This window comes from Liquorilactobacillus uvarum DSM 19971 (genome assembly GCF_001434935.1).
Classification (GTDB): domain Bacteria; phylum Bacillota; class Bacilli; order Lactobacillales; family Lactobacillaceae; genus Liquorilactobacillus; species Liquorilactobacillus uvarum.
In genome coordinates this window covers 26912-45582 of the sequence record NZ_AZEG01000018.1, presented here as the reverse complement: position 1 = coordinate 45582, position 18671 = coordinate 26912, and the positions used below count along the sequence as shown (strand labels likewise).

Annotated in this window: 16 protein-coding genes, 1 riboswitch and 1 other annotated feature (1 of these 18 cut by a window edge); of the genes, 9 read left to right on the top strand and 7 right to left on the bottom strand. The window is 38.2% G+C overall.

The genetic code is table 11. The features are described from left to right. Positions 1 to 151 precede the first annotated feature (151 nt). The 3 genes from FD20_RS08820 to FD20_RS08810 are packed head-to-tail and all read right to left on the bottom strand — an operon-like array spanning position 152 to position 2800. On the bottom strand, positions 152 to 835 hold the full coding sequence (locus FD20_RS08820) for an energy-coupling factor transporter transmembrane component T family protein (RefSeq protein WP_057737801.1): 684 nt from the start codon (positions 833 to 835) through the stop codon (positions 152 to 154). A gap of 5 nt (positions 836 to 840) precedes the next feature. Then, a complete protein-coding gene (locus FD20_RS08815) occupies positions 841 to 2241 on the bottom strand; it encodes an ATP-binding cassette domain-containing protein (protein WP_057737799.1) in 1401 nt (466 codons plus the stop codon). A 1-nt stretch (position 2242) separates the two neighbouring features. Beyond that, the gene (locus FD20_RS08810) at positions 2243 to 2800 is read right to left on the bottom strand and encodes an ECF transporter S component (protein ID WP_057737797.1); all 558 of its coding nucleotides are present in this window, start codon (positions 2798 to 2800) and stop codon (positions 2243 to 2245) included. 112 nt (positions 2801 to 2912) lie between these two features. Beyond that, positions 2913 to 3001: riboswitch (TPP riboswitch) on the bottom strand. Between the two features lie 294 nt (positions 3002 to 3295). Between FD20_RS08810 and FD20_RS08805 the strand changes: the two genes are divergently transcribed. The 5 genes from FD20_RS08805 (at position 3296) to FD20_RS08785 (ending at position 7552) form a co-directional block, all read left to right on the top strand. Next, positions 3296 to 3547, top strand: a complete 252-nt coding sequence (locus tag FD20_RS08805; protein ID WP_057737795.1) for a hypothetical protein — start codon at positions 3296 to 3298, stop codon at positions 3545 to 3547. Between the two features lie 35 nt (positions 3548 to 3582). Further along, positions 3583 to 4971: a TrkH family potassium uptake protein gene (locus FD20_RS08800; RefSeq protein ID WP_235807746.1), complete on the top strand. Its 1389-nt coding sequence runs from the start codon at positions 3583 to 3585 to the stop codon at positions 4969 to 4971. 115 nt (positions 4972 to 5086) lie between these two features. After that, entirely contained in the window at positions 5087 to 5857 is a 771-nt protein-coding gene (locus FD20_RS08795; RefSeq protein ID WP_057737793.1) for an AzlC family ABC transporter permease, read from the top strand. Positions 5858 to 5859: 2 nt separating this feature from the next. Continuing rightward, a complete protein-coding gene (locus FD20_RS08790) occupies positions 5860 to 6204 on the top strand; it encodes an AzlD domain-containing protein (protein WP_057737791.1) in 345 nt (114 codons plus the stop codon). Between the two features lie 175 nt (positions 6205 to 6379). Further along, a complete protein-coding gene (locus tag FD20_RS08785; RefSeq protein WP_057737789.1) occupies positions 6380 to 7552 on the top strand; it encodes an SAM-dependent methyltransferase in 1173 nt (390 codons plus the stop codon). Between the two features lie 175 nt (positions 7553 to 7727). On the opposite strand, the gene FD20_RS08780 is transcribed toward FD20_RS08785, so the two are convergent. Then, on the bottom strand, positions 7728 to 8741 hold the full coding sequence (locus FD20_RS08780; protein WP_057737787.1) for a LacI family DNA-binding transcriptional regulator: 1014 nt from the start codon (positions 8739 to 8741) through the stop codon (positions 7728 to 7730). A gap of 197 nt (positions 8742 to 8938) precedes the next feature. Here FD20_RS08780 and FD20_RS08775 point away from each other — a divergent pair, with 197 nt between their 5' ends. After that, positions 8939 to 10354: an SLC45 family MFS transporter gene (locus FD20_RS08775; protein WP_057737785.1), complete on the top strand. Its 1416-nt coding sequence runs from the start codon at positions 8939 to 8941 to the stop codon at positions 10352 to 10354. Between the two features lie 28 nt (positions 10355 to 10382). Continuing rightward, complete coding sequence (locus FD20_RS08770; RefSeq protein ID WP_057737784.1) at positions 10383 to 12053, top strand: glycoside hydrolase family 13 protein; 1671 nt, start codon at positions 10383 to 10385, stop codon at positions 12051 to 12053. Between the two features lie 339 nt (positions 12054 to 12392). On the opposite strand, the gene FD20_RS08765 is transcribed toward FD20_RS08770, so the two are convergent. Beyond that, the gene (locus FD20_RS08765; protein WP_057737782.1) at positions 12393 to 13010 is read right to left on the bottom strand and encodes a DedA family protein; all 618 of its coding nucleotides are present in this window, start codon (positions 13008 to 13010) and stop codon (positions 12393 to 12395) included. Positions 13011 to 13160: 150 nt separating this feature from the next. Here FD20_RS08765 and FD20_RS08760 point away from each other — a divergent pair, with 150 nt between their 5' ends. Next, on the top strand, positions 13161 to 14012 hold the full coding sequence (locus FD20_RS08760) for a hypothetical protein (RefSeq protein WP_057737780.1): 852 nt from the start codon (positions 13161 to 13163) through the stop codon (positions 14010 to 14012). A gap of 155 nt (positions 14013 to 14167) precedes the next feature. On the opposite strand, the gene FD20_RS08755 is transcribed toward FD20_RS08760, so the two are convergent. Continuing rightward, positions 14168 to 14764: a histidine phosphatase family protein gene (locus FD20_RS08755; RefSeq protein ID WP_057737778.1), complete on the bottom strand. Its 597-nt coding sequence runs from the start codon at positions 14762 to 14764 to the stop codon at positions 14168 to 14170. A 172-nt stretch (positions 14765 to 14936) separates the two neighbouring features. Here FD20_RS08755 and FD20_RS08750 point away from each other — a divergent pair, with 172 nt between their 5' ends. Then, positions 14937 to 16706 carry an ABC1 kinase family protein gene (locus tag FD20_RS08750; RefSeq protein ID WP_057737776.1) on the top strand — a complete coding sequence of 590 codons (1770 nt, stop codon included), beginning with the start codon at positions 14937 to 14939 and terminating at the stop codon, positions 16704 to 16706. Between the two features lie 293 nt (positions 16707 to 16999). Here FD20_RS08750 and FD20_RS08745 read toward each other — a convergent pair whose 3' ends face one another. Then, a complete protein-coding gene (locus tag FD20_RS08745; protein WP_057737774.1) occupies positions 17000 to 18370 on the bottom strand; it encodes an amino acid permease in 1371 nt (456 codons plus the stop codon). A 103-nt stretch (positions 18371 to 18473) separates the two neighbouring features. After that, positions 18474 to 18671 (bottom strand) — a binding site (T-box leader); it runs 23 nt beyond the window's last position.

Genomic DNA, 18671 nt, shown 5'->3' with positions numbered 1-18671 from the left:
ATCAAAGAACGATTTTCACTAATCTCTTTTGTTTTGAAGGACTTATGGCACGGCCCCTCTTTATTTATTGCTTGAGATAGGATCTTGCAGCAGGATAAGTTCTCATATCTAAAACTAATAGTGCACTTGGAAGCTGTGAGAGACAAAAAGATCACCATGGATGTACCAAAAAAGCTATTCCAAAATACAGTATTATCAAGCCGATAGCCAATCCCCATTGCCATTTAGGCAAAGGATCGATAAACGTTCTTGTTCGCGGGGCTCCTTCTGAAAAACCTTGTGAGGACATTGCCTCAGCTAAGTCTTCTGACCAATGCAATGCGACGATAATAATACGCAGATACAAGGCAGGTTGCCAAGGACGATAGTTTTTTCCCCGCATTTGAGCAGAATATTGAATTAGCTTGAATTGTTGTCGAATGCGAGAGAGCATATTGAATGAAGCTAAAAGGCCATAAACGAAAGTCTCAGAGAGTTTAGCATGTATTGAAAGGCTTATCAAAATTTCCTTGACCTGCACAGTCAACGTTAAGATGGCTCCTAGCAGCAGATAAGCATAAACTCGTGTGCCATAAATCCAAGCACTATGCCAAGTGTCGCCAGTACCAAACATGATGAAGGACCACCAACTTCCGAATGAGAGCGGAAAAGCTATCAGCAGCATAACAAGAATTTCTTTTAAGGAAACATGACAATACAGCAGGTACAATAAACAACTGAGCGTAACGATGACATTGAGACTGACACTTCGGGAAAAGGCTATTTGAAAGCCAACTCCAAGCATAATAACTGTCAAAATGGTTGCGTTCAATTGCCTTTTACGCTTGGACAGCATGCTGTTTATCCCCCTTTTAGTATTAGAGTTCGATCAGTTAAGCTTAATTCATAATCAACAAACTCAGTGACACCGATTCGCTGGTGTGAAATGATCAGACTGCTTAAGTTTAAATCAATTACGGTTTGTTTGATTAACTGCATAACATTTTTGAGTGAAACAGCATCGAGTCCAGCCAAGGGTTCATCCAACAATAACACAGGATGTGACATAATCAGCATACTTAAAACTTGAAGTTTCTTTTGCTGACCGCCAGATAGTTGGTAACAGATATGATCTAAAACATCAGAAAGGTGCAAGTGATTGATTGCGGCACTTATCCGCTGTTCTGTCCAATATTCCGGGTGCAAACTATTTTGACGGGACAAAGTGATTTCATCCTGAGCCGTTAATTTAATGAATTGATCAGTACTATTTTGGAAAACTACACCGACAATACGTGCCCATTTCTTGATACGTATTCTTTCCGAACCCTTGTTTTTGTATGAAATTTTGCCTTGATAGTTTATCTGGTGTGAGAAAGCTGCAAAAAGTGTTGATTTGCCAACACCGTTTGCACCGGACAAAAGGCCAACCTGGCTTTGAGGCAATTCGAATGAGTGGGGGGTAAGCAATATACGTGAACCAACTTTAAAACTGAGTTCATGCCAACCAAACAGAGATGTTTTACCCAAAGAACTGTGAACAGGTGACTCTTGTATCACGGAGTTTAGGCGTTCCCGATTTATCTCATTAATCTTCTTTTCGACAGTATCAACCTCGTAAAGATGATCAACTAATTGCAGATACCCAGTCAGATCATGATCCGAAATAAAAATAGTTTTACCTTGTGTGAGTTGCATTTTCTTTAAGTCGCCCAGAAGTGTTTGGCGCCCGTTTTGGTCGACATTTGCAAATGGCTCATCAAGCAGGATAATGTCACTGCCCATGGCTATAACTGTTGCAAGCGCAACTCGTTGCTGTTCTCCTCCAGAAAGTGTTAATAGTTGCCTGTTCTTAAAGGATTCTAAACCAAATTGTTTAAGAGTTGCCGTTACAAGTTCAGTGATTGTTTGGGTCTTGAACTGAAGGTTTTCAAGAGCAAAGATTAGCTGCTCTTTAACCGTACGCATGGCAAATTGCCGACTAGGATTTTGAAAAAGCATAGCAACATGCCGAGCTCGTTCGTAAGGAACAAGTGTACTGACTTCCTGCCCGTTTAATTTGACTGTTCCCGATGTAATTTCACCACCGTATTCTGGATAAAGTCCAGCCATTAATTTGAATAAGGTTGACTTACCACTTCCAGAAGGCCCGATTAATAAATTAAAAGAACCTGGTTCAGGTGCAATATTGACCTTGTTTAGGATAGTTGAACCTGTTTTCGCATAAGAAAAAGTTAAGTTAGAGATAGACAGTGTGGCCATTTTATTTATTCAATCCAGTCTTCAAAACAAGTTTTTTGATCCAATAAACAAGGACACCAGCAAAGAAACCAATCGAAATAAAACGAATAATCAGCAAAGTAATTAAAAGTCCAGCCTGATATTCACTGTAGCCGCTTTGAAACCAATCCCAAATAAAGGTAATGATAGTTGCACCAATAGTGGAGAATAAAAGACCTAATTTTGACCAATTCTTGTAGCCTGTGCATGCAAATCCAATTTCGTTACCGAGACCTTGGATAAAACCAGAAATCAGATTTGCTGCTCCCCAGCTTGAAAAAAGCAGCATTTCGACTGCAGCAGCAAGCAGCTCACCGATAATTGTGGCTCCTGCTTTTTGCAACAGAACACCTGCAAGTGGTCCAGCCATAATCCAGACACCAAGTGTTAGGTCATTAGCATAAGGCTTCAGAGGAGTTGCTGCGATTAAATAATATGCATAACTCCAAACTTGATAAATAACACCGAAAAAAATACCAATGATTGCTAGAAAAATGACATCGCGCAAAGACCAGCCGCGTTTTTGTTTCATTGTTTGCATTTTAGACACTCCTTTTATAAAAATATTGCGAGACAGAATAATCTCAGATAAAAAAATAGCCGTCATACTCAAAGAGCATGCCGGTAGACGCTTTCATTCATTAAGCATAAATAACCAATGGATTTAAGCTCCCTACGCTGGCATTGTCCAGATCAGGTATCATGGGTATTTCTCAGCCAAAAGGCACCCCAGCTCACATATTACAGTGTAAGTCTAGCAGAAAAGGCCTGAAAAGTAAATCTTGTCAACCTGAAAAAGCAATACCAATTTTGCCAGAAGAATGGTAGATGAAGGGCCTGGAAAAGAGTGGAGTTTAATGTGATGCAGAGGACGTGTTGTGAAGAGAATGTACAAGTTAGCTTTCACAGCTTATTAGCGGTATAATAATAACACACGGTAGCGGGCTGGAAGAATGATCGGCCAGCTTTTTTAAGCAACAAATTTGGGATCGGTTTTATCTAAAATAGCTGAACTTACCGTCGAGGAGGAAAAAGTATGAGCGAAAAACGAAAGCCTAGGAATAATAGGGACGAACAGGTGATTGAAGTAAGCGAGCTTGGAACACCTTTTGTTAAAAATACACATGTTGCATTTGTCTTCCATCGACACCACTTTAAGGGGAAAATCGAGAAACAGTTACGCAATTCTGCAATTATTGATTTCGATAATGATTATAAAGAATCGTCAACTGCACTTGAGTTGAAGCAGAAAGTCGTTATTAGTTATTCAAAAATGAAGCTGGCCTAACTAATTGTAATTGGAGCAGCTAGGAGGAAAGATACGTGTTAAAAAGTAAGATTAATTATTTGTTAGTTAAGGTTCGTGAAAATACGACCCCAATTCAATTGATAGTTATCGCTTACTTTCTGATGATCGTACTTGCCTTCTTTTTGCTGTGTTTGCCTTTTTTTCACAAACCGGGAGTGACAGTCCCCCCACTTGATACTTTTTTTATGGCTGTATCGACGGTTAGTGTGACGGGATTAACAACTTTCCCATTGCATGAGGTTTATAATAACTACGGCGTTATCTTGTTGGAAGTGCTTTTTCAAATAGGCGGCTTAGGAATTACTATGTTTGCAACAGTTGGGCTTGTCTTAGCAAGAAAAAGAATCACACTTCACCAAAGGCAGCTGATTCAAATTGATATGAATCAACCACGTCTAAGCGGTACTGTCCGACTAGCGTATTCTGTTTTTGGATTAATGATGCTATTGCAATTTTTCTTTGGAATTCTGTTTTCGTTGTATTTATATTTCACACAGGGATATGAGCAGTTAAGCAGTGCTTTTTTTGAAGGATTTTATATTGCAATCTCGGCTGTGACAAATGCTGGCTTTGATATCACAGGTACATCAGTTATGCCGTTTCGACACGATTATTTATTTTTAATGGCGATTATTTTTTTGATTGGTATCGGTGGAATTGGGTTTCCCGTGTTGACAGAATTGCGTGAATGGGTTGGTATCAAGTTGCGGCGGCAAGAGGATTCGCAATTTAGATTTTCATTATTTGTAAAGCTAGCTGTTTTTTTTGCAGTTCTGTTTTTTGTAATAGGAACAGTTCTTATTATGTTGTCTGAGTCTAAGGGCGTTTTTGCGCACCGCAGCTTTATTGATAAGCTGATGACTGCAATGTTTTACAGTGCCTCTACACGTAATGCTGGTTTGCAACTAGATTCGTTGAATACATTTAATGCAACTACGCTTCTGATTTTCTCTTTGTTGATGTTTATTGGTGCAAGCCCAAGCTCTGTTGGAGGAGGGGTCCGCACAACAACGATTGGAATTTTGATACTCTACATGTATTCTTTTATTCGAGGACGTCGAAATGTTAATATTTTTGGACGCCAGATTGGACAAGATGATATTCAAAAGGCGGTTGTTGTCGTGAACTTATCAATTTTGCTGTGTGGGGTTGCTGTTCTGATTTTGTCAGCAACTGAAAAACAGACGTTGACGGCTTTAATTCTTGAGGTTGCATCAGCTTTTGGTACGACAGGGCTTTCTTTAGGCATAACTGGTTCATTAAGTATTATCGGTAAATGGGTTATTATAGTCTTGATGTTTGTTGGTCGAGTTGGGATGCTGTATATGTTGATGTTGTTTGTTTCCAAGCGAAAACGTGACCTCAATTATAGATTTCCAACCGAAAAAGTTATTATTGGGTAATTTTCTATCAAATATGTGCTTAGAATCTTCTCATTGATGGAAATTTATACCCGGACGTTAATAATCATATGTTATAATCGAACCTGCGAGGACTTTTATTTTTGGAGGCTTATTCGTGAAAAAAGAGGAACCACGTTGGCTAGAGGTGTTAAAAATTGCTCTGCCATTATGTTTAAGTTACATTCCGATCGGTCTTGCTTGTGGTATTTTGTTGAATGTTGCAGGGTTCAACGTGATTTTGACAGGCTTGGTTTCGATCCTTGTGTTCTCAGGTGGTGCGCAGTTCCTGCTTGCCTCGATGTTGACGGCAAATGCACCAATGCACACAGTGTTAATTATGCTTTTCTTCTTGGAATTACGTTATGCGTTACTAGGTTCCAGCATATCACAGTATTTGCGGAACACGAGTAAGAAGTTTTTGTATATCTTCGCTGTTTCGTTAAATGATGAGAATTATGCCGTTAACTATTTGAAATTTGCGACAGATAAAAGTTGGACGCCTAAAGATGCGCTGATGGTTGAACATTATTCGCTTATTTTTTGGACATTTGCGAACATTGTTGGAAGTTTGATTGGAAATCTTTTATCGGTCGATCTTGCAATCGTTGACTATGCCTTGACAGCTCTGTTTATATATATGATTGTGATGCAAGTTGCGAATAAATTGACAATTGTGGTCAGTTTTGTTGCGGCTGTTTTTGCGATTATTTCGATGGTCGTGCTTAAAAGTACGATGGGGTTGGTCGTCTCAACGTTGTTGGCATCTTTTGTTGGCTTTGTCACTGAAGATTATTTAGTTAAACGTGGGAAAAAAAGAGGTTTTCTTTTGAAAAAAATAAAACCCAAGGCCAGTCGTAGTGTAATCAGCAAGTCGGGGGATAATTGATTATGACAGAAAAAACTATGGAGCATTTGATTTTGATCATTTTATCCATGCTGGTAGCATTTGGTCCGCGTTTTATTCCCCTGCGCATTTTCTCAACGCGTGATATTCCAAGATGGTTTAATGAGTGGATGAAGTATGTGCCCGTTTCTTTGTTTACAGCACTTGTTGTCAAGGATGTTTTTATTGATACTAGCGCAGGATACGTTTTTACAGGTATACATAATATGGCAAAAATCATTGCCTCGTTGATTGTCATAGTGGTAGCGTATCGGTCACGTTCAATGGGACTTTCAGTTGTGTTGGGTTTGGTAGCAGTTACTTTGTTAGCAATGGTTTTTACAGTTTGATAGAAAAATAAATGAACGAAGGGGTTGTTCGGCTCGTTGGCCTAGCGAATCCCTTTTTTGTATGAACGAAACTGGCATTTTTTTAAAATTTAGTATTCTGAAAAAAGAAGCAAAAAGTGCTAGAATATTATTATTTGAGTACGAAGTGAGAAAAAAGCGGAGGTTAAATTTAGTTATGATAGATAAAATTTTTTACAAGAAGATGTTGAGCAAATCTTTTAGCATTCCAGTACGGGTAAATTATTGGGATGGCGATAGCGAGCAATATGGTGAAGGAACACCTGAGGTGACAATTACTTTTAAGGAAGCTGTGCCGATAAAGGAATTGATGCGTAATGCTTCTATTGCATTAGGTGAAGCATATATGGATGGTCGTATTCAAATCGATGGTTCTATTCAAAAATTGGTCAAAGCTGCTTATGAATCTGCAGAAAGTTTTTTCTATAATAGCAAGTTAAAACGTTTTTTACCAAAGCAGTCTCATTCAGAAAAACATAGTAAGACAGATGTTCAAAGTCATTACGATCTTGGAAATGATTTTTATCGTTTATGGTTAGATCCCTCAATGACATATTCTTGTGCTTATTTTGAGAATGATAACGATACACTTGAACAGGCTCAGCTGAATAAGGTTCATCATATTATTAAGAAACTGGATCCACAGCCAGGTAAGAAGCTGCTTGATATAGGATGTGGTTGGGGAACCTTGATGCTGACAGCTGCCAAAGAATATGATTTGGATGTTTCGGGAATCACTTTAAGTGAAGAACAATATCTATTTGTTCAAAAAAGGATTAAAGAAGAAGGCCTTGAAAAGCGGGCGCATATTTATTTGGAAGATTACCGAGAACTTAAGAAAGGGCCTTTTGATTACATTACCAGTGTCGGTATGTTTGAACATGTTGGCAAAGAAAATCTGGGGGCTTATTTCCAGACAGTTTCAAATTATCTTAGTGACGATGGAGTAGCATTGATTCACGGTATTACTCGTCAGCAGGGTGGTGCCTTTAATGGCTGGATCAATCAGTACATTTTCCCTGGCGGTTATATTCCGGGTATGACAGAAAATTTGCAACACATTATTGATGCAGGAATGCAGATCTTTGATATGGAAACTTTGCGCCGCCATTATCAGCGCACACTGGAAACTTGGGATAAGAATTTTCATGATCATTTAGATGTTATTTCTGAAAAAACAGATGAAAAATTCATTCGAATGTGGGATTTGTATCTACAAGCTTGTGCAGCATCATTTGAATCTGGAAACATTGACTGCATTCAGTACTTGATTTCTAAAGGGCCAAGCGGCAGAACCTTGCCTAAGACACGCAGTTATATCTACAAATGAGTTTAACTAAACGTGTTTGATTGGGCATTTAAAAAAGCAACGGAACTTTGGTAGCTTTTGACCATTGAATATGTGGAGTCGTATAATACAAGACTAAAACAAGGGACTGAGCCAAGATAGTTTTTGACTCGGTTCCTTGTTTTTTGCTATGTCTATTTAAATCCAATCAGTGTAATTAATTTTTAGTATTATCGTCTGGTACTTTTTGCACGCTTCCGCGTTCAGAAATTTTAATATCTGTAAAAGCATTTTGTTTGTGGTTAGTAATCAGGTACTCAGCACCTAAGTATCCCATTTTGTAAAAATTCTGTGTGATGCTTGTTAGTTGCGGCTGTACGATTTTGCATAGATAGGTGCCATCAATTGTGATTAGAGACAAGTTGGAAGGAATAGAAAGATTCATTTTGGCTGCTTGGTTCAAAAGACCAATCCCGACTAAATCACTTCCTGTGATAACTGCACTTACGTTTTTTTGACTGCCATATTTTTCCATAGCTTGTAAGCCAGCTTCATAACTGTAGTTGCCTGTTTGAATCCAGTCCTTTTGTGGAATGATATTGTTCTCGGCTAAGGCATATTTGTACCCGTTTAAACGCAGTTTCCCCGTATGAGCACTGGATTCAATATCGATTCCAGCTAAACCAATTCGCTTGTGGCCTTTTTTTAGCAGATACTTTGTTGCGAGATAGCCGATCTGCCAATCATCCGAAGCTACATAGGTAAGTTCTGGATCTTGAAAAGAAATGGATATAAAACGAAAAGGGATATTCGCTGCTTTCAACAGTTGCAGGTTTTCAGCAAATAAATCAACGGAAAGCAGCAGTATTCCCATGAGTGGTCGTTCCAATGCAGTGGTAAGCGCTCGTTGCTGGGAGTTAAAATCATGATCTCCAGCATATAGAATAATTACTCTTTTGGATGTTTCATCTGCTTTTTTTTGGATTCCTGCAATGATTGAATCGGAGAAATTAGTTTTGGTGGAATTTATAATTACAGCGATTACACTGCTTTTTTGTGTAACGAGTTCTGTAGCGGCCATGTTTTTCTTATAACCCAGTTTCACTGCGGCATCGTTAACGACCGCTGCAGTTTCTTGACTGAAGAATCCGATCTTATTTGAAAGTACGCGGGAGACAGTTGCGACTGAGAACCCGGTTTCTTTGGCAATATCTTTAATCGTTACACCCATATGCTCTTCCCCTTAAGTTGCGAATATACTCTAATTTTACCGCGTATGACAAAAAAATAAAATATTAAATCATGTTTTTAAAAGTGCTTTAATATAAGTTTTTATTTTTATTAAAAGCTATTGTAAACGTTTGCTCTAAGTGATATTATACTCGTGAAAGCAGTTACATATAATGTTATGAATAGGAGTGAGTAAATATGGAGAGTAAATTGCATTCAACATCTGTTCCAAAAAAGAATGTAGCCAAAAAAAGCAGTGCACAAATTACAAATTCGTTGCCATCATTGTCTTTAAAAACTATTTTTGCAATGACTTTTGGATTTTTTGGGGTCAACATGGCTTTTTCACTGCAGTCTTCTCAAATGGGGAGAATATTTCAGACAATAGGAGCTGATCCGACTAAACTTGGTTTTTTCTTTATACTGCCTCCGTTAGCCGGGATGATAGTTCAACCATTAGTTGGAAAATACTCGGATCTGACTTGGTCAAATAAATTTGGGCGTAGGATGCCATATCTGATGATTGGTGCTCCGATTGCTGCATTAGTAATGGTTCTTCTGCCTAATTCAGGTTCATTCGGATTTGGGTACGCATCTATTGCAGCTTTAACTTTTGGTGCGATTGCAATTCTATTTATGGATCTTTCAAGTAATGTTTGTATGCAACCGTTTAAGATGATTATTGGAGATATGGTAAATGAAGACCAAAAAGATCTGGCTTGGTCGTGGCAGCAATCATTCAGCAACCTGGGCGGTGTTATTGCGACTATTTTCCCATTTCTATTGACTATATTGGGAGTTGCTAATGTTGCAAAGCAAGGCGAAGTTCCCCTTTCGGTAAGACTATCATTTTACATTGGAGCTGCTATTTTATTAGCTACATCTATTTATACGATCGTAACAGTTAAAGAATATAATCCAGATTCTTATGCAAAATATCATCATATTAACACTAAAGCCCATCAGGATAAGCCTTCATTGTGGGAATTAGTAAAAAAGGCACCACGTTCTTTTTGGGAAGTTTCATTTGTGCAGTTGTTTGACTGGTTTGCATTTCAATATCTATGGACATATGCAACTGGGGCAATTGCTAAGAACGTTTGGAATACAGCTGATACAGCATCGGCAGGTTACCAAGCTGCCGGAAACTGGTATGGAATTTTGACATGCATTCAATCATTAGCAGCTGTTGTTTGGGGATTCTTAGTTCTGTCTAAAACAAATCCGTATAAACGAAAATTTTGGTTTAGAATCGGGCTGTTCTTTGGAGCTTTAGGTTTCATTGGAGTTTTCTTTGTACATGATCAATATCTGCTGATTCTACCATTTTGTTTGATAGGTATTTCTTACTTAACAATGCAGACAGAAGCATTTTCAATTTTTACATCTTCATTAGATGGGAAAAATGAAGGAGCTTATATGGGGCTTTTCAATTGTGGAATTTGTTTACCGCAGATCATTGCTTCAGTGGCTAGCTTTGCTATTTTTCCACTTATCAATAAATCAATGCCAGGAATGATACTTGTAGCTGGAATAGTAATGTTGTTGGGGGTTTTTGCCGTTGGTGTGATTAAAGAAGATAAGCCGCAAACAGGCCTTGTAAACAAAAAGTAGAAGCTTTTGGAGGGAGAGAGAATTAAGTATGAAAAAGAAATGGTGGCAAAAAGCAGTTGTATATCAGGTATATCCGCGTAGCTTTCAGGATAGCGATAATGATGGTATTGGGGATTTAGCAGGTGTGCTGCGGCGACTACCGTATATCAAGAAATTGGGCGTAGATGTAATCTGGCTTAACCCGATTTACAAGTCTCCAGATAAGGATAATGGTTATGATATAAGCGATTATCGTGATATTCAGCCTAAATTCGGAAATATGCAAATCTTTGACAAGCTTTTAAATGAAGCACACCGCCTAGGCTTGAAAGTAGTAATGGATTTAGTTGTCAACCATACATCTGATCAGCATAAGTGGTTTAAAGAAAGCCGAAAATCGGTTTCGAATCCTTATCGCGACTTTTATATTTGGCGAGATGGAAATGATGGAAAAGCGCCGAATAATTGGGGATCTTACTTTGGGGGTTCCACTTGGAAATATGATGAGGCGACCAAGCAGTATTATTTGCACTTGTTTGCGGAAGGACAACCAGATTTAAATTGGGAAAATCCTGAAGTACGCGAACAGGTATGGGAATTGATGCGGTTTTGGCTGGACAAGGGAATTGATGGGTTTCGGATGGATGTTATTAACTTCATTTCTAAACCAGCGGGATTACCAGATGCACCTAATCCTGAAAATGCAGAATATGCGGATGTTGAGCCCATGGTAGCAGACGGAGTCAAAGTAAATGAGTATTTAAAAGAAATGAATGACAAAGTTTTATCGAAGTACGATGTAATGAGTGTGGGTGAGATGCCAAGCTCTAAGACAGAAGACGCTGTTCAATATACGGGCCTAGATGCAGGTGAATTGAATATGGTCTTCCAATTCGATCATGTTACACTAGCATTCAATGATGATCCGCGTCTTGGAAAGTGGAACGACAAACCGGTGAAATTGGTAGATTTGAAGAAAGCATTGTCACGTTGGCAAAAAGCTTTGGATGGCAAAGGCTGGAACAGCTTGTATTGGAATAATCATGACCGTGCGAGGGCTGTTTCGCGTTTTGGAAATGACAGTCCTGAATTTCGGGTGAAGTCAGCGAAAATGTTGGCGACTACATTACACATGATGCAGGGAACGCCTTACATTTATCAGGGTGAAGAATTAGGAATGACAAATGCACATTTTACTGATTTGAAACAGTATCAGGATATTGAATCGTTAGAATCCTATTATCAAATTGTTGATAAGGAAAAGTTGGTGAACCATGCTACAATGATGCGTTATTTGGCAACTGAGTCTAGAGATAATGCGAGAACTCCAATGCAGTGGGATAATTCTCAAAATGCCGGTTTTACAGATGGCAAACCATGGTTGGAACTAAATAAAAATTATCGTGAGATAAATGCTGCCCAAGAACTGCAAGACAAGGATTCCGTTTTTTATTTTTACAAGAGATTGATCGATCTTAGGCACAATAGTGATTTGATTGTATATGGGAATTATGTTGAACTGGATCCTGAAGATGATGAAGTGTTTGCGTATAAGCGGCAGTATGATGGAAAAACATTACTTGTTATCAGCAATTTTACTTCCAAAGAGATAGAACGTGAATATGACAGCAAAATAGTCAAAAAGTTATTGATCAGTAATTATGATGATGATTTGGGAACAAAGTTGCGGCCGTATGAGTCCAAAGTATATCTTTATTGATGTTGAAACTAAAATACGGTTGGCAGAAAATAGAATTTGAAGCCTAAATTCTATACTCTAAACTTGAGTCAATAAGACTACGAACAGTTTATTGTCAAATGAAAACAATCAACTTTTAGAACTAGCGAATGCTGGTATTACCGATTAAACTTAAAAGGGACTGGGGCAAAATATACTTTGCTCCAGCCCCTTTAGTTCTTTTATTATGTGAATTAATGTGTTTCAATAATCAATTCTTCGTTTGACCACGAAGCACTCACATCCAACCGCAGATTGCGTTCTTAATTCATAGTTAATACTTAACGATTAACGGTTGATGATGCACTCTTCTTTTATGTTTTAATTTTTGGCGTTTTTCTTTTTACGCCAAAACAGGAAACAACCAAGCATAACGATAATGAGTACTACGAGCGCGATTTTACCGTAAGTTTCGATAAGAGCGACAATATGTGGCCATGCTTTTCCGGACAAACGACCAACAAAAATTAAGACAGTATTCCAAATCAATGTCCCAGCGGTTGAAAAGGCAATGAAACGGCCAAATGGATAGCCTGTCATACCAGCTGGAATTGATATTAAACTGCGGATAACTGGGACAAAACGTCCGAAGAAAACGGCTGAACCCCCATGGCGATTAAAAAAGGCAGCAGCTTTCTCAATATCTGCAGGTTTTAACCGGAGCGTTTTCCCCCAACGGCCAGCAAGTATTTTTTGAAGCCGTTCAACAGATAAGAAATGTCCAACGGCATACAAGACAGTAGCACCGATGATAGCCCCAAGTGTTGCGGCAATAATACTTCCCCATACGTTTAGTTCGCTGGAAAGTGTGATGAAGCCTGTGAATGCTAGAATTACTTCAGATGGAATCGGTGGAAAAATGTTTTCGATCGCAATCAGAAAAGCAATTCCAAAATAACCATATTGATTTATAACGTCAATTAAAACGGATGTGTTCATACAACTCTCCCTAAAAACAAATTTTAATAATTGTAACTTTTTTTGATGTAGCCGGTCAAACATAACGAAAGAAAGTTGTGAACCCTTAGTGTTATTTTAAAAAAATGTTATACTGAAATAGCTAGTTATTTATACAAGGAGGTGCGAAAATTGAGAAGGTGGATGTGGCTTATTGCGGCATTTGTGATAGCGATTATTTTTGTCGGATATGGTTATACTAAGCATGTTGAGACGGAACAGTATTATCGTAATTCTTTTCAACAAGGAAAAAGTGCGCTCAAAGCAGGAAAGTATACAGCTGCAGAAAATCATTTTCGAAACGCACAGAAGAAAAAAGCAAGCAGTGATGTAGCTAGTGTTTACGTCAAACAAATTCAGAAGTATAAAGAAGGTCTTCGATCGTCGAAAGACGGTGAATATGATGCAGCAAAAAATGCGTTTAATGAGGCTGCGGGGATTGAAAATGGCTCTCCAACTCTAGTGCGGCGCGCGTCCGTGAAAAAAACTGAACTTGAAGAAGTTGCGCGTGAGCTAAAAATTTTTCAAAAGAACTATAAAAAGGCAAGTGTCTTATCAAGTAATTATGAATACACTGCATCAAATTTGAAGCTAGCTACTATTTTAGGGTATGGCAATATTGATAAAAGTTATTATGATGATATCTATAAAAAAGCCAAAAAACTAGAAGCATATAATAATCGTGTACTTGCTGGTTTAGGATATCGTACAGCATCAGCTACCAGCAGTTCAAGTACATCGAGGTCAATTCTACCGTCCGATTCGAATAATAATGGCCTTGGTCAGAACGGTGATGATAACGGGCAGACGAATGGGGATAATGACACCCTGATTACGAAAGAGCAGATTCGAAAAGCTCGACGTGATATCGCGAGTCAGGGGATTGATGTGTCTGCGTTCAAGGATCGGGATGTTAAAGAGGTAATTCAAAGAGCAAGAAGTCATCAGATGACGGTGAAAGAGGTTGCACAAGAGTTCAAATAATGTGGATTTTTGCCGTATGTACGTACAAAAAGGAAGATGCTATGTCTAAAAGAACGCTTTGACATAGTATCTTCCTTTTTAAATTGTATCGTCTAAGAGCAATATACTCTAAAAGTTGATATTCTTCTAGTTGTAGTAATGTTTGAGACAATAGATTAAGAAAATTCTTGGTTAAAATATAACAAGGTCTTAGTTTCAGGGGTCAACTCAATTTTTGTAACACCTGCATTTGAAGGTTCATTCAAATTAACTAAATTTTCGATGCCTAAAACAGCGTTGAGCATTAATTTGATCGTAAAGCCATGACTTACAATTAGAATTTTTTCATCGGCATGCTTAATAACCAGTTCCGAGAAGAATTCTTCTAGCCTTTGGGTAACTTCTTCAAATGTTTCTCCGTGAGATACTTTATCGGAATCGGGCAGAAGATTATGTTGGCTGTTGAAAAAACGTGCATATTTCTTATGAACATCTTTTACCAACAGACCATCCCATTCACCGTAATCATATTCTTTTAAACGTCGATCGTAGGTAGTGGTTGTTTCACCTGCAATAATGTGTGCAGTTTGGGCTGCTCGAAGCAGGGGGCTGGCATAGACTTTACTGAAATCTAGTTCTTTTAGTCGCTGTTGGACTGCTTCTGCTTGGTTGCGTCCCTTCCCAGTTAATGGGGTGTCAATTTTACTCCCCTGCAGAATTCCTGCTTTATTTGCCTCACTTTGACCGTGACGTACAATATACAAAGTAGTCATCATGACCTCCTCATGGTAGTTAAATACTGTTATTCAAATCATATACATTTTTGCGATAAAATGCAAAAAAAGATCGATAGTACTTTCTCTAAACGTTGAGGTCTGAAGTGCCTTTTTTACTAAAAAATGTTATCGTAAAAGAAATCGTACTTGAAAAAAAGCAGGTGTGCAAATGACAGAAAAGAAAGCTGATGTTGTTTCAAAAAAGGATCGTCACGCCCGATTATTAAAGATTATTTCGGTATTCAGAAAATACGATGTTTTATTTAATCTTGTTAGACAGCGAAATCCATATATGGTGAGAATTGCCTTTGAAGAACTTGGGGTGACCTTTATCAAAATCGGTCAAATGCTTTCAACGCGGGCTGATTTAGTTTCACCTGAGTTTGTTGAAGAATTTAAGCAATTACAGGATAATGTGACGGTTGATGATTTTTCTGTTGTAGAGAAAACAATCAAGGAACAGACTGGTCACACGGTGGATGAACTCTTTAGAACCTTCGCAGAGAAGCCTTTTGCATCAGCCTCAATTGGGCAAACGCACTTAGCAAAGCTTCAAGACGGAACTCAGGTTGCTGTCAAAGTTCAACATGAAAATGTTAAAGAAATAGTTGAAACAGATCTGGCGCTTTTGGAACAGGCACTTACTGTTTTGAAATTTGCTCCCGAGTCGAATGTAATTGATGTTCGTAAGACGTTATTTGAAATAAAAAAGGCATTACTAGCTGAAATAGATACAAAAAGTGAAGCTGAAAATGGAAACAAATTCTATCGTTTGAATAACGATCAAGGAATTATTCGATCGCCGCGATTTTATTCAGAATTATCAGTCCAAGGAGTACTGACTTCTGAGTACATGCCTGGAGAAAGTATAAAAAGAATACTTGACGAGCCACTTGTTCAGGACGGGGAACAGGTTGATCAAAAGCAAAAAAAAGAACGACATTTTTTGGCTGAAACGCTGGTTCGTAATTTTATTAAGCAAGTGTTTACAGATCATTTCTTCCATGCGGATCCGCACCCGGGAAATATTTTATTTACACGCATAAAAGAAAAAAGTGTTCAAGCGGATGAGGTTGAACACCATTTTTCAAAGCAATTTGCCAGAACTGATTTTACTGTTAGTCAAATAAAAAAACTTCCTCCATATCGTCTGACATATCTGGATTTTGGGATGATGGGACATTTACCGCCCAATTTGGCTGATGGAATTGCCAATGTCATCATTGCGCTTAATACAAAAGATATCCGCGACATAGGACAGTCATTGCTGGCAATTTGTGATCGAACTGGCAAAATAGATGAAGAAAAATTTTATTCAGAGCTGGCATTTTTCTTAGCTCCTTATTTTAAAACAGAACTCGGTGGTATTGACTTCCCAGAATTGCTTTTCCAGATAATGCAATTGTGCCATGATAATAATCTGCGTATCAAGTCTGAGGTGACGCTTTTAGTCAAAGCTTTTGGATTAATAGAAGGTTTGGTTGTACAGCTTGATCCAGAAATTTCGATGCTTGATGTGGCTCGGCCGTTTGCAAGGGAATATATGTTGAAGAAGTTTAATCTGCAAAATGAGGTTGAAGATAGCATGTTTAATTTCTGGCGTGCTTTTGTTGCCACTCCGCAAATCCCAGTCAAAGTTAATAAGTTTTTAGATATTCTGATGCAAGGCCAGGCACAAATTCGTTTCAATTATAAAGATCAGGAAACAATGCTGAAAAAAATTGAGGGTATGTTGAACAAAGTTGTGACAGCAATTATTTTGGCAGCAACCATTGTTGGCTCGTCCTTATTAGTTCAAGCAAGTTCAGCGCATCCGATTGTTTATAATTTAGGTGTTTGGGGCTATGCAGCAACATTATTTGTTGTTGCAATAATGATAATCAACAACTTGAAAAAGCGTTTTAAGGAATGGCGTAAAAAAAGAAAAGAGAAAAAATAATCCTCTTACGTTTTTGAAACATTATGAGTACAAATATCATAAGGTAAAATTGCACTGCGGCATAAGTCGATAAAAATTTGAGCATTATCACGAACATAACGCGTCTCTTTATTATGAGTAATTTAAGGCTAAAAGGAGGATTTTGACTTGTGGAACACATTTATACAGAATAAATAAGGAGTCTAGATCAAAATTTAACTTTTGACCCAGACCCCTTATTTTTTGTTCTGTATGGTATGAATTGATACGCTTCAATAATCAGCTGACAACATAAATCTTTGGTCGTAAAGACCTTAGACTTTTTTACGGTGTGTAAGCAAAAATATCAAAGAAACAACAATCAAAAAAATGGAACCAATGATGACAGAGATGCGAGTTTCAGGATTGATGAACATAAAACCTAAGGTTATTACCAAAGCGACGATTGCAAAATAATTACTCAAAGGATAGAATGGCAACTTGAAAGGATGTTCGGCCATTTCAGCGGCATGTTTTTTCCTGAATTTTATTTGACTAAAGAGAATAATGAACCATGGAACCATTCCCGGTAAGACGCTTGAACTGTAAACCAAGACAAAAGCATTAGAACTTCCTTGAATAAAATGCGGCAGAATTTCATCAGCAATCATGCCAAGAAATATACCAGTAGAAATTGCGATGACGGGTAATTTAGGAACTCCATGTTTAGAGAGTTTAACAAATTTATCTGAAATCTCTTTTTTGAGGCCTAATGTATATAGCATACGGCTAGAACTAAAGATTCCCGAATTGCATCCAGACATTGCCGCAGTAACAAGAACAAAGTTGATGATACTAGCAGCAGCGGTAATTCCGACTCGCGAAAAGGTTTCAACAAAAGGAGAACCAACTTGATCTAATTGGTTCCAAGGATAAATCGTGACAATTACAAAAATGGAACCGATATAGAAGAGAAGGATACGTGCAACGATTGATTTAATAGACTTAACAACGGTAACTTGAGGATCCTTAGCTTCCCCGGCAGTGATTCCAATGACCTCGATTCCTTGATATGATGCAATCACGATTGAAAGGGCAAAGATAAAGCCTTTAAATCCACCAGTGAAGAAACCACCATGGGCCCAAAGATTAGAAAAGCCAAGTGGATGCCAGTCATTACCAAAGCCGAGCAAGATAACTAAGGCACCCAGAATCAGCATAAAAATAATGGTGATAACTTTGATTAAAGCAAACCAAAATTCCAATTCACCGTAAGCTTTTACAGAGACCAAATTGGCGATGCAGAGCGTGATTACAATTACTGAACCAGAGATCCAGCCGGGTAGCCCTGGCCACCAGTAATTTAAGTATTGTCCGACAGCAATCACTTCACTGATGCCAACCACCAGATATTGAAAAATATTGCTCCACGCAGTCAGATACCCAGCTAGCGGATGAATATATTCGGTTGCATATTTTGCAAAAGAGCCAGTCGAAGGATCAACATAGAGCATTTCTCCTAAAGCACGCATAACGATATATAAAACTAAACCTGCTAAGCCATAAGCCAAAAGGACAGAAGGGCCTGTCCATTTTATGGTAGCAGAGGATCCCATGAAAAGACCAACTCCAATTGTGCCTCCGAGTGCGATCATTTGCATCTGCCGAGACGATAAGTCTCTTTTTAAATGTCCTTTATTTTCCATTTTGATCTCCTTTATAGTTTGCAGTTAAACAGTCAGTAATCTGCGAAAAAGTTATTCAAAGGTTTGACTACAACAGAAAAAGCGCCCCTGGATAACTTAATATCCTAGGGGCGCTTTTAGCGCGGTACCACCCATTTTTAATTAATAAAATTAATTACACTCAGACTCAGATAACGGACATGTCCGGTGATACATTCAACTGAAAAGTTTAGTCGTATCACTACTCAAGGGTAGTCTATCAAAATGCTTTTAACTGTTTTCACCAACACAGTTTCTCTGTAAAAAAGCTTGTATTCAGATA

Excerpts from the sequence above, each read along its gene's own strand:
- FD20_RS08790 (WP_057737791.1), top strand. The coding sequence starts at position 5,860 with ATGACAGAAAAAACTATGGAGCATTTGATTTTGATCATTTTATCCATG.
- FD20_RS08770 (WP_057737784.1), top strand. The coding sequence starts at position 10,383 with ATGAAAAAGAAATGGTGGCAAAAAGCAGTTGTATATCAGGTATATCCG.
- FD20_RS08785 (WP_057737789.1), top strand. The coding sequence starts at position 6,380 with ATGATAGATAAAATTTTTTACAAGAAGATGTTGAGCAAATCTTTTAGC.
- FD20_RS08805 (WP_057737795.1), top strand. The coding sequence starts at position 3,296 with ATGAGCGAAAAACGAAAGCCTAGGAATAATAGGGACGAACAGGTGATT.
- FD20_RS08745 (WP_057737774.1), bottom strand. The coding sequence starts at position 18,370 with ATGGAAAATAAAGGACATTTAAAAAGAGACTTATCGTCTCGGCAGATG.
- FD20_RS08750 (WP_057737776.1), top strand. The coding sequence starts at position 14,937 with ATGACAGAAAAGAAAGCTGATGTTGTTTCAAAAAAGGATCGTCACGCC.
- FD20_RS08765 (WP_057737782.1), bottom strand. The coding sequence starts at position 13,010 with ATGAACACATCCGTTTTAATTGACGTTATAAATCAATATGGTTATTTT.
- FD20_RS08755 (WP_057737778.1), bottom strand. The coding sequence starts at position 14,764 with ATGACTACTTTGTATATTGTACGTCACGGTCAAAGTGAGGCAAATAAA.
- FD20_RS08775 (WP_057737785.1), top strand. The coding sequence starts at position 8,939 with ATGGAGAGTAAATTGCATTCAACATCTGTTCCAAAAAAGAATGTAGCC.
- FD20_RS08815 (WP_057737799.1), bottom strand. The coding sequence starts at position 2,241 with ATGGCCACACTGTCTATCTCTAACTTAACTTTTTCTTATGCGAAAACA.
- FD20_RS08820 (WP_057737801.1), bottom strand. The coding sequence starts at position 835 with ATGCTGTCCAAGCGTAAAAGGCAATTGAACGCAACCATTTTGACAGTT.
- FD20_RS08810 (WP_057737797.1), bottom strand. The coding sequence starts at position 2,800 with ATGCAAACAATGAAACAAAAACGCGGCTGGTCTTTGCGCGATGTCATT.
- FD20_RS08780 (WP_057737787.1), bottom strand. The coding sequence starts at position 8,741 with ATGGGTGTAACGATTAAAGATATTGCCAAAGAAACCGGGTTCTCAGTC.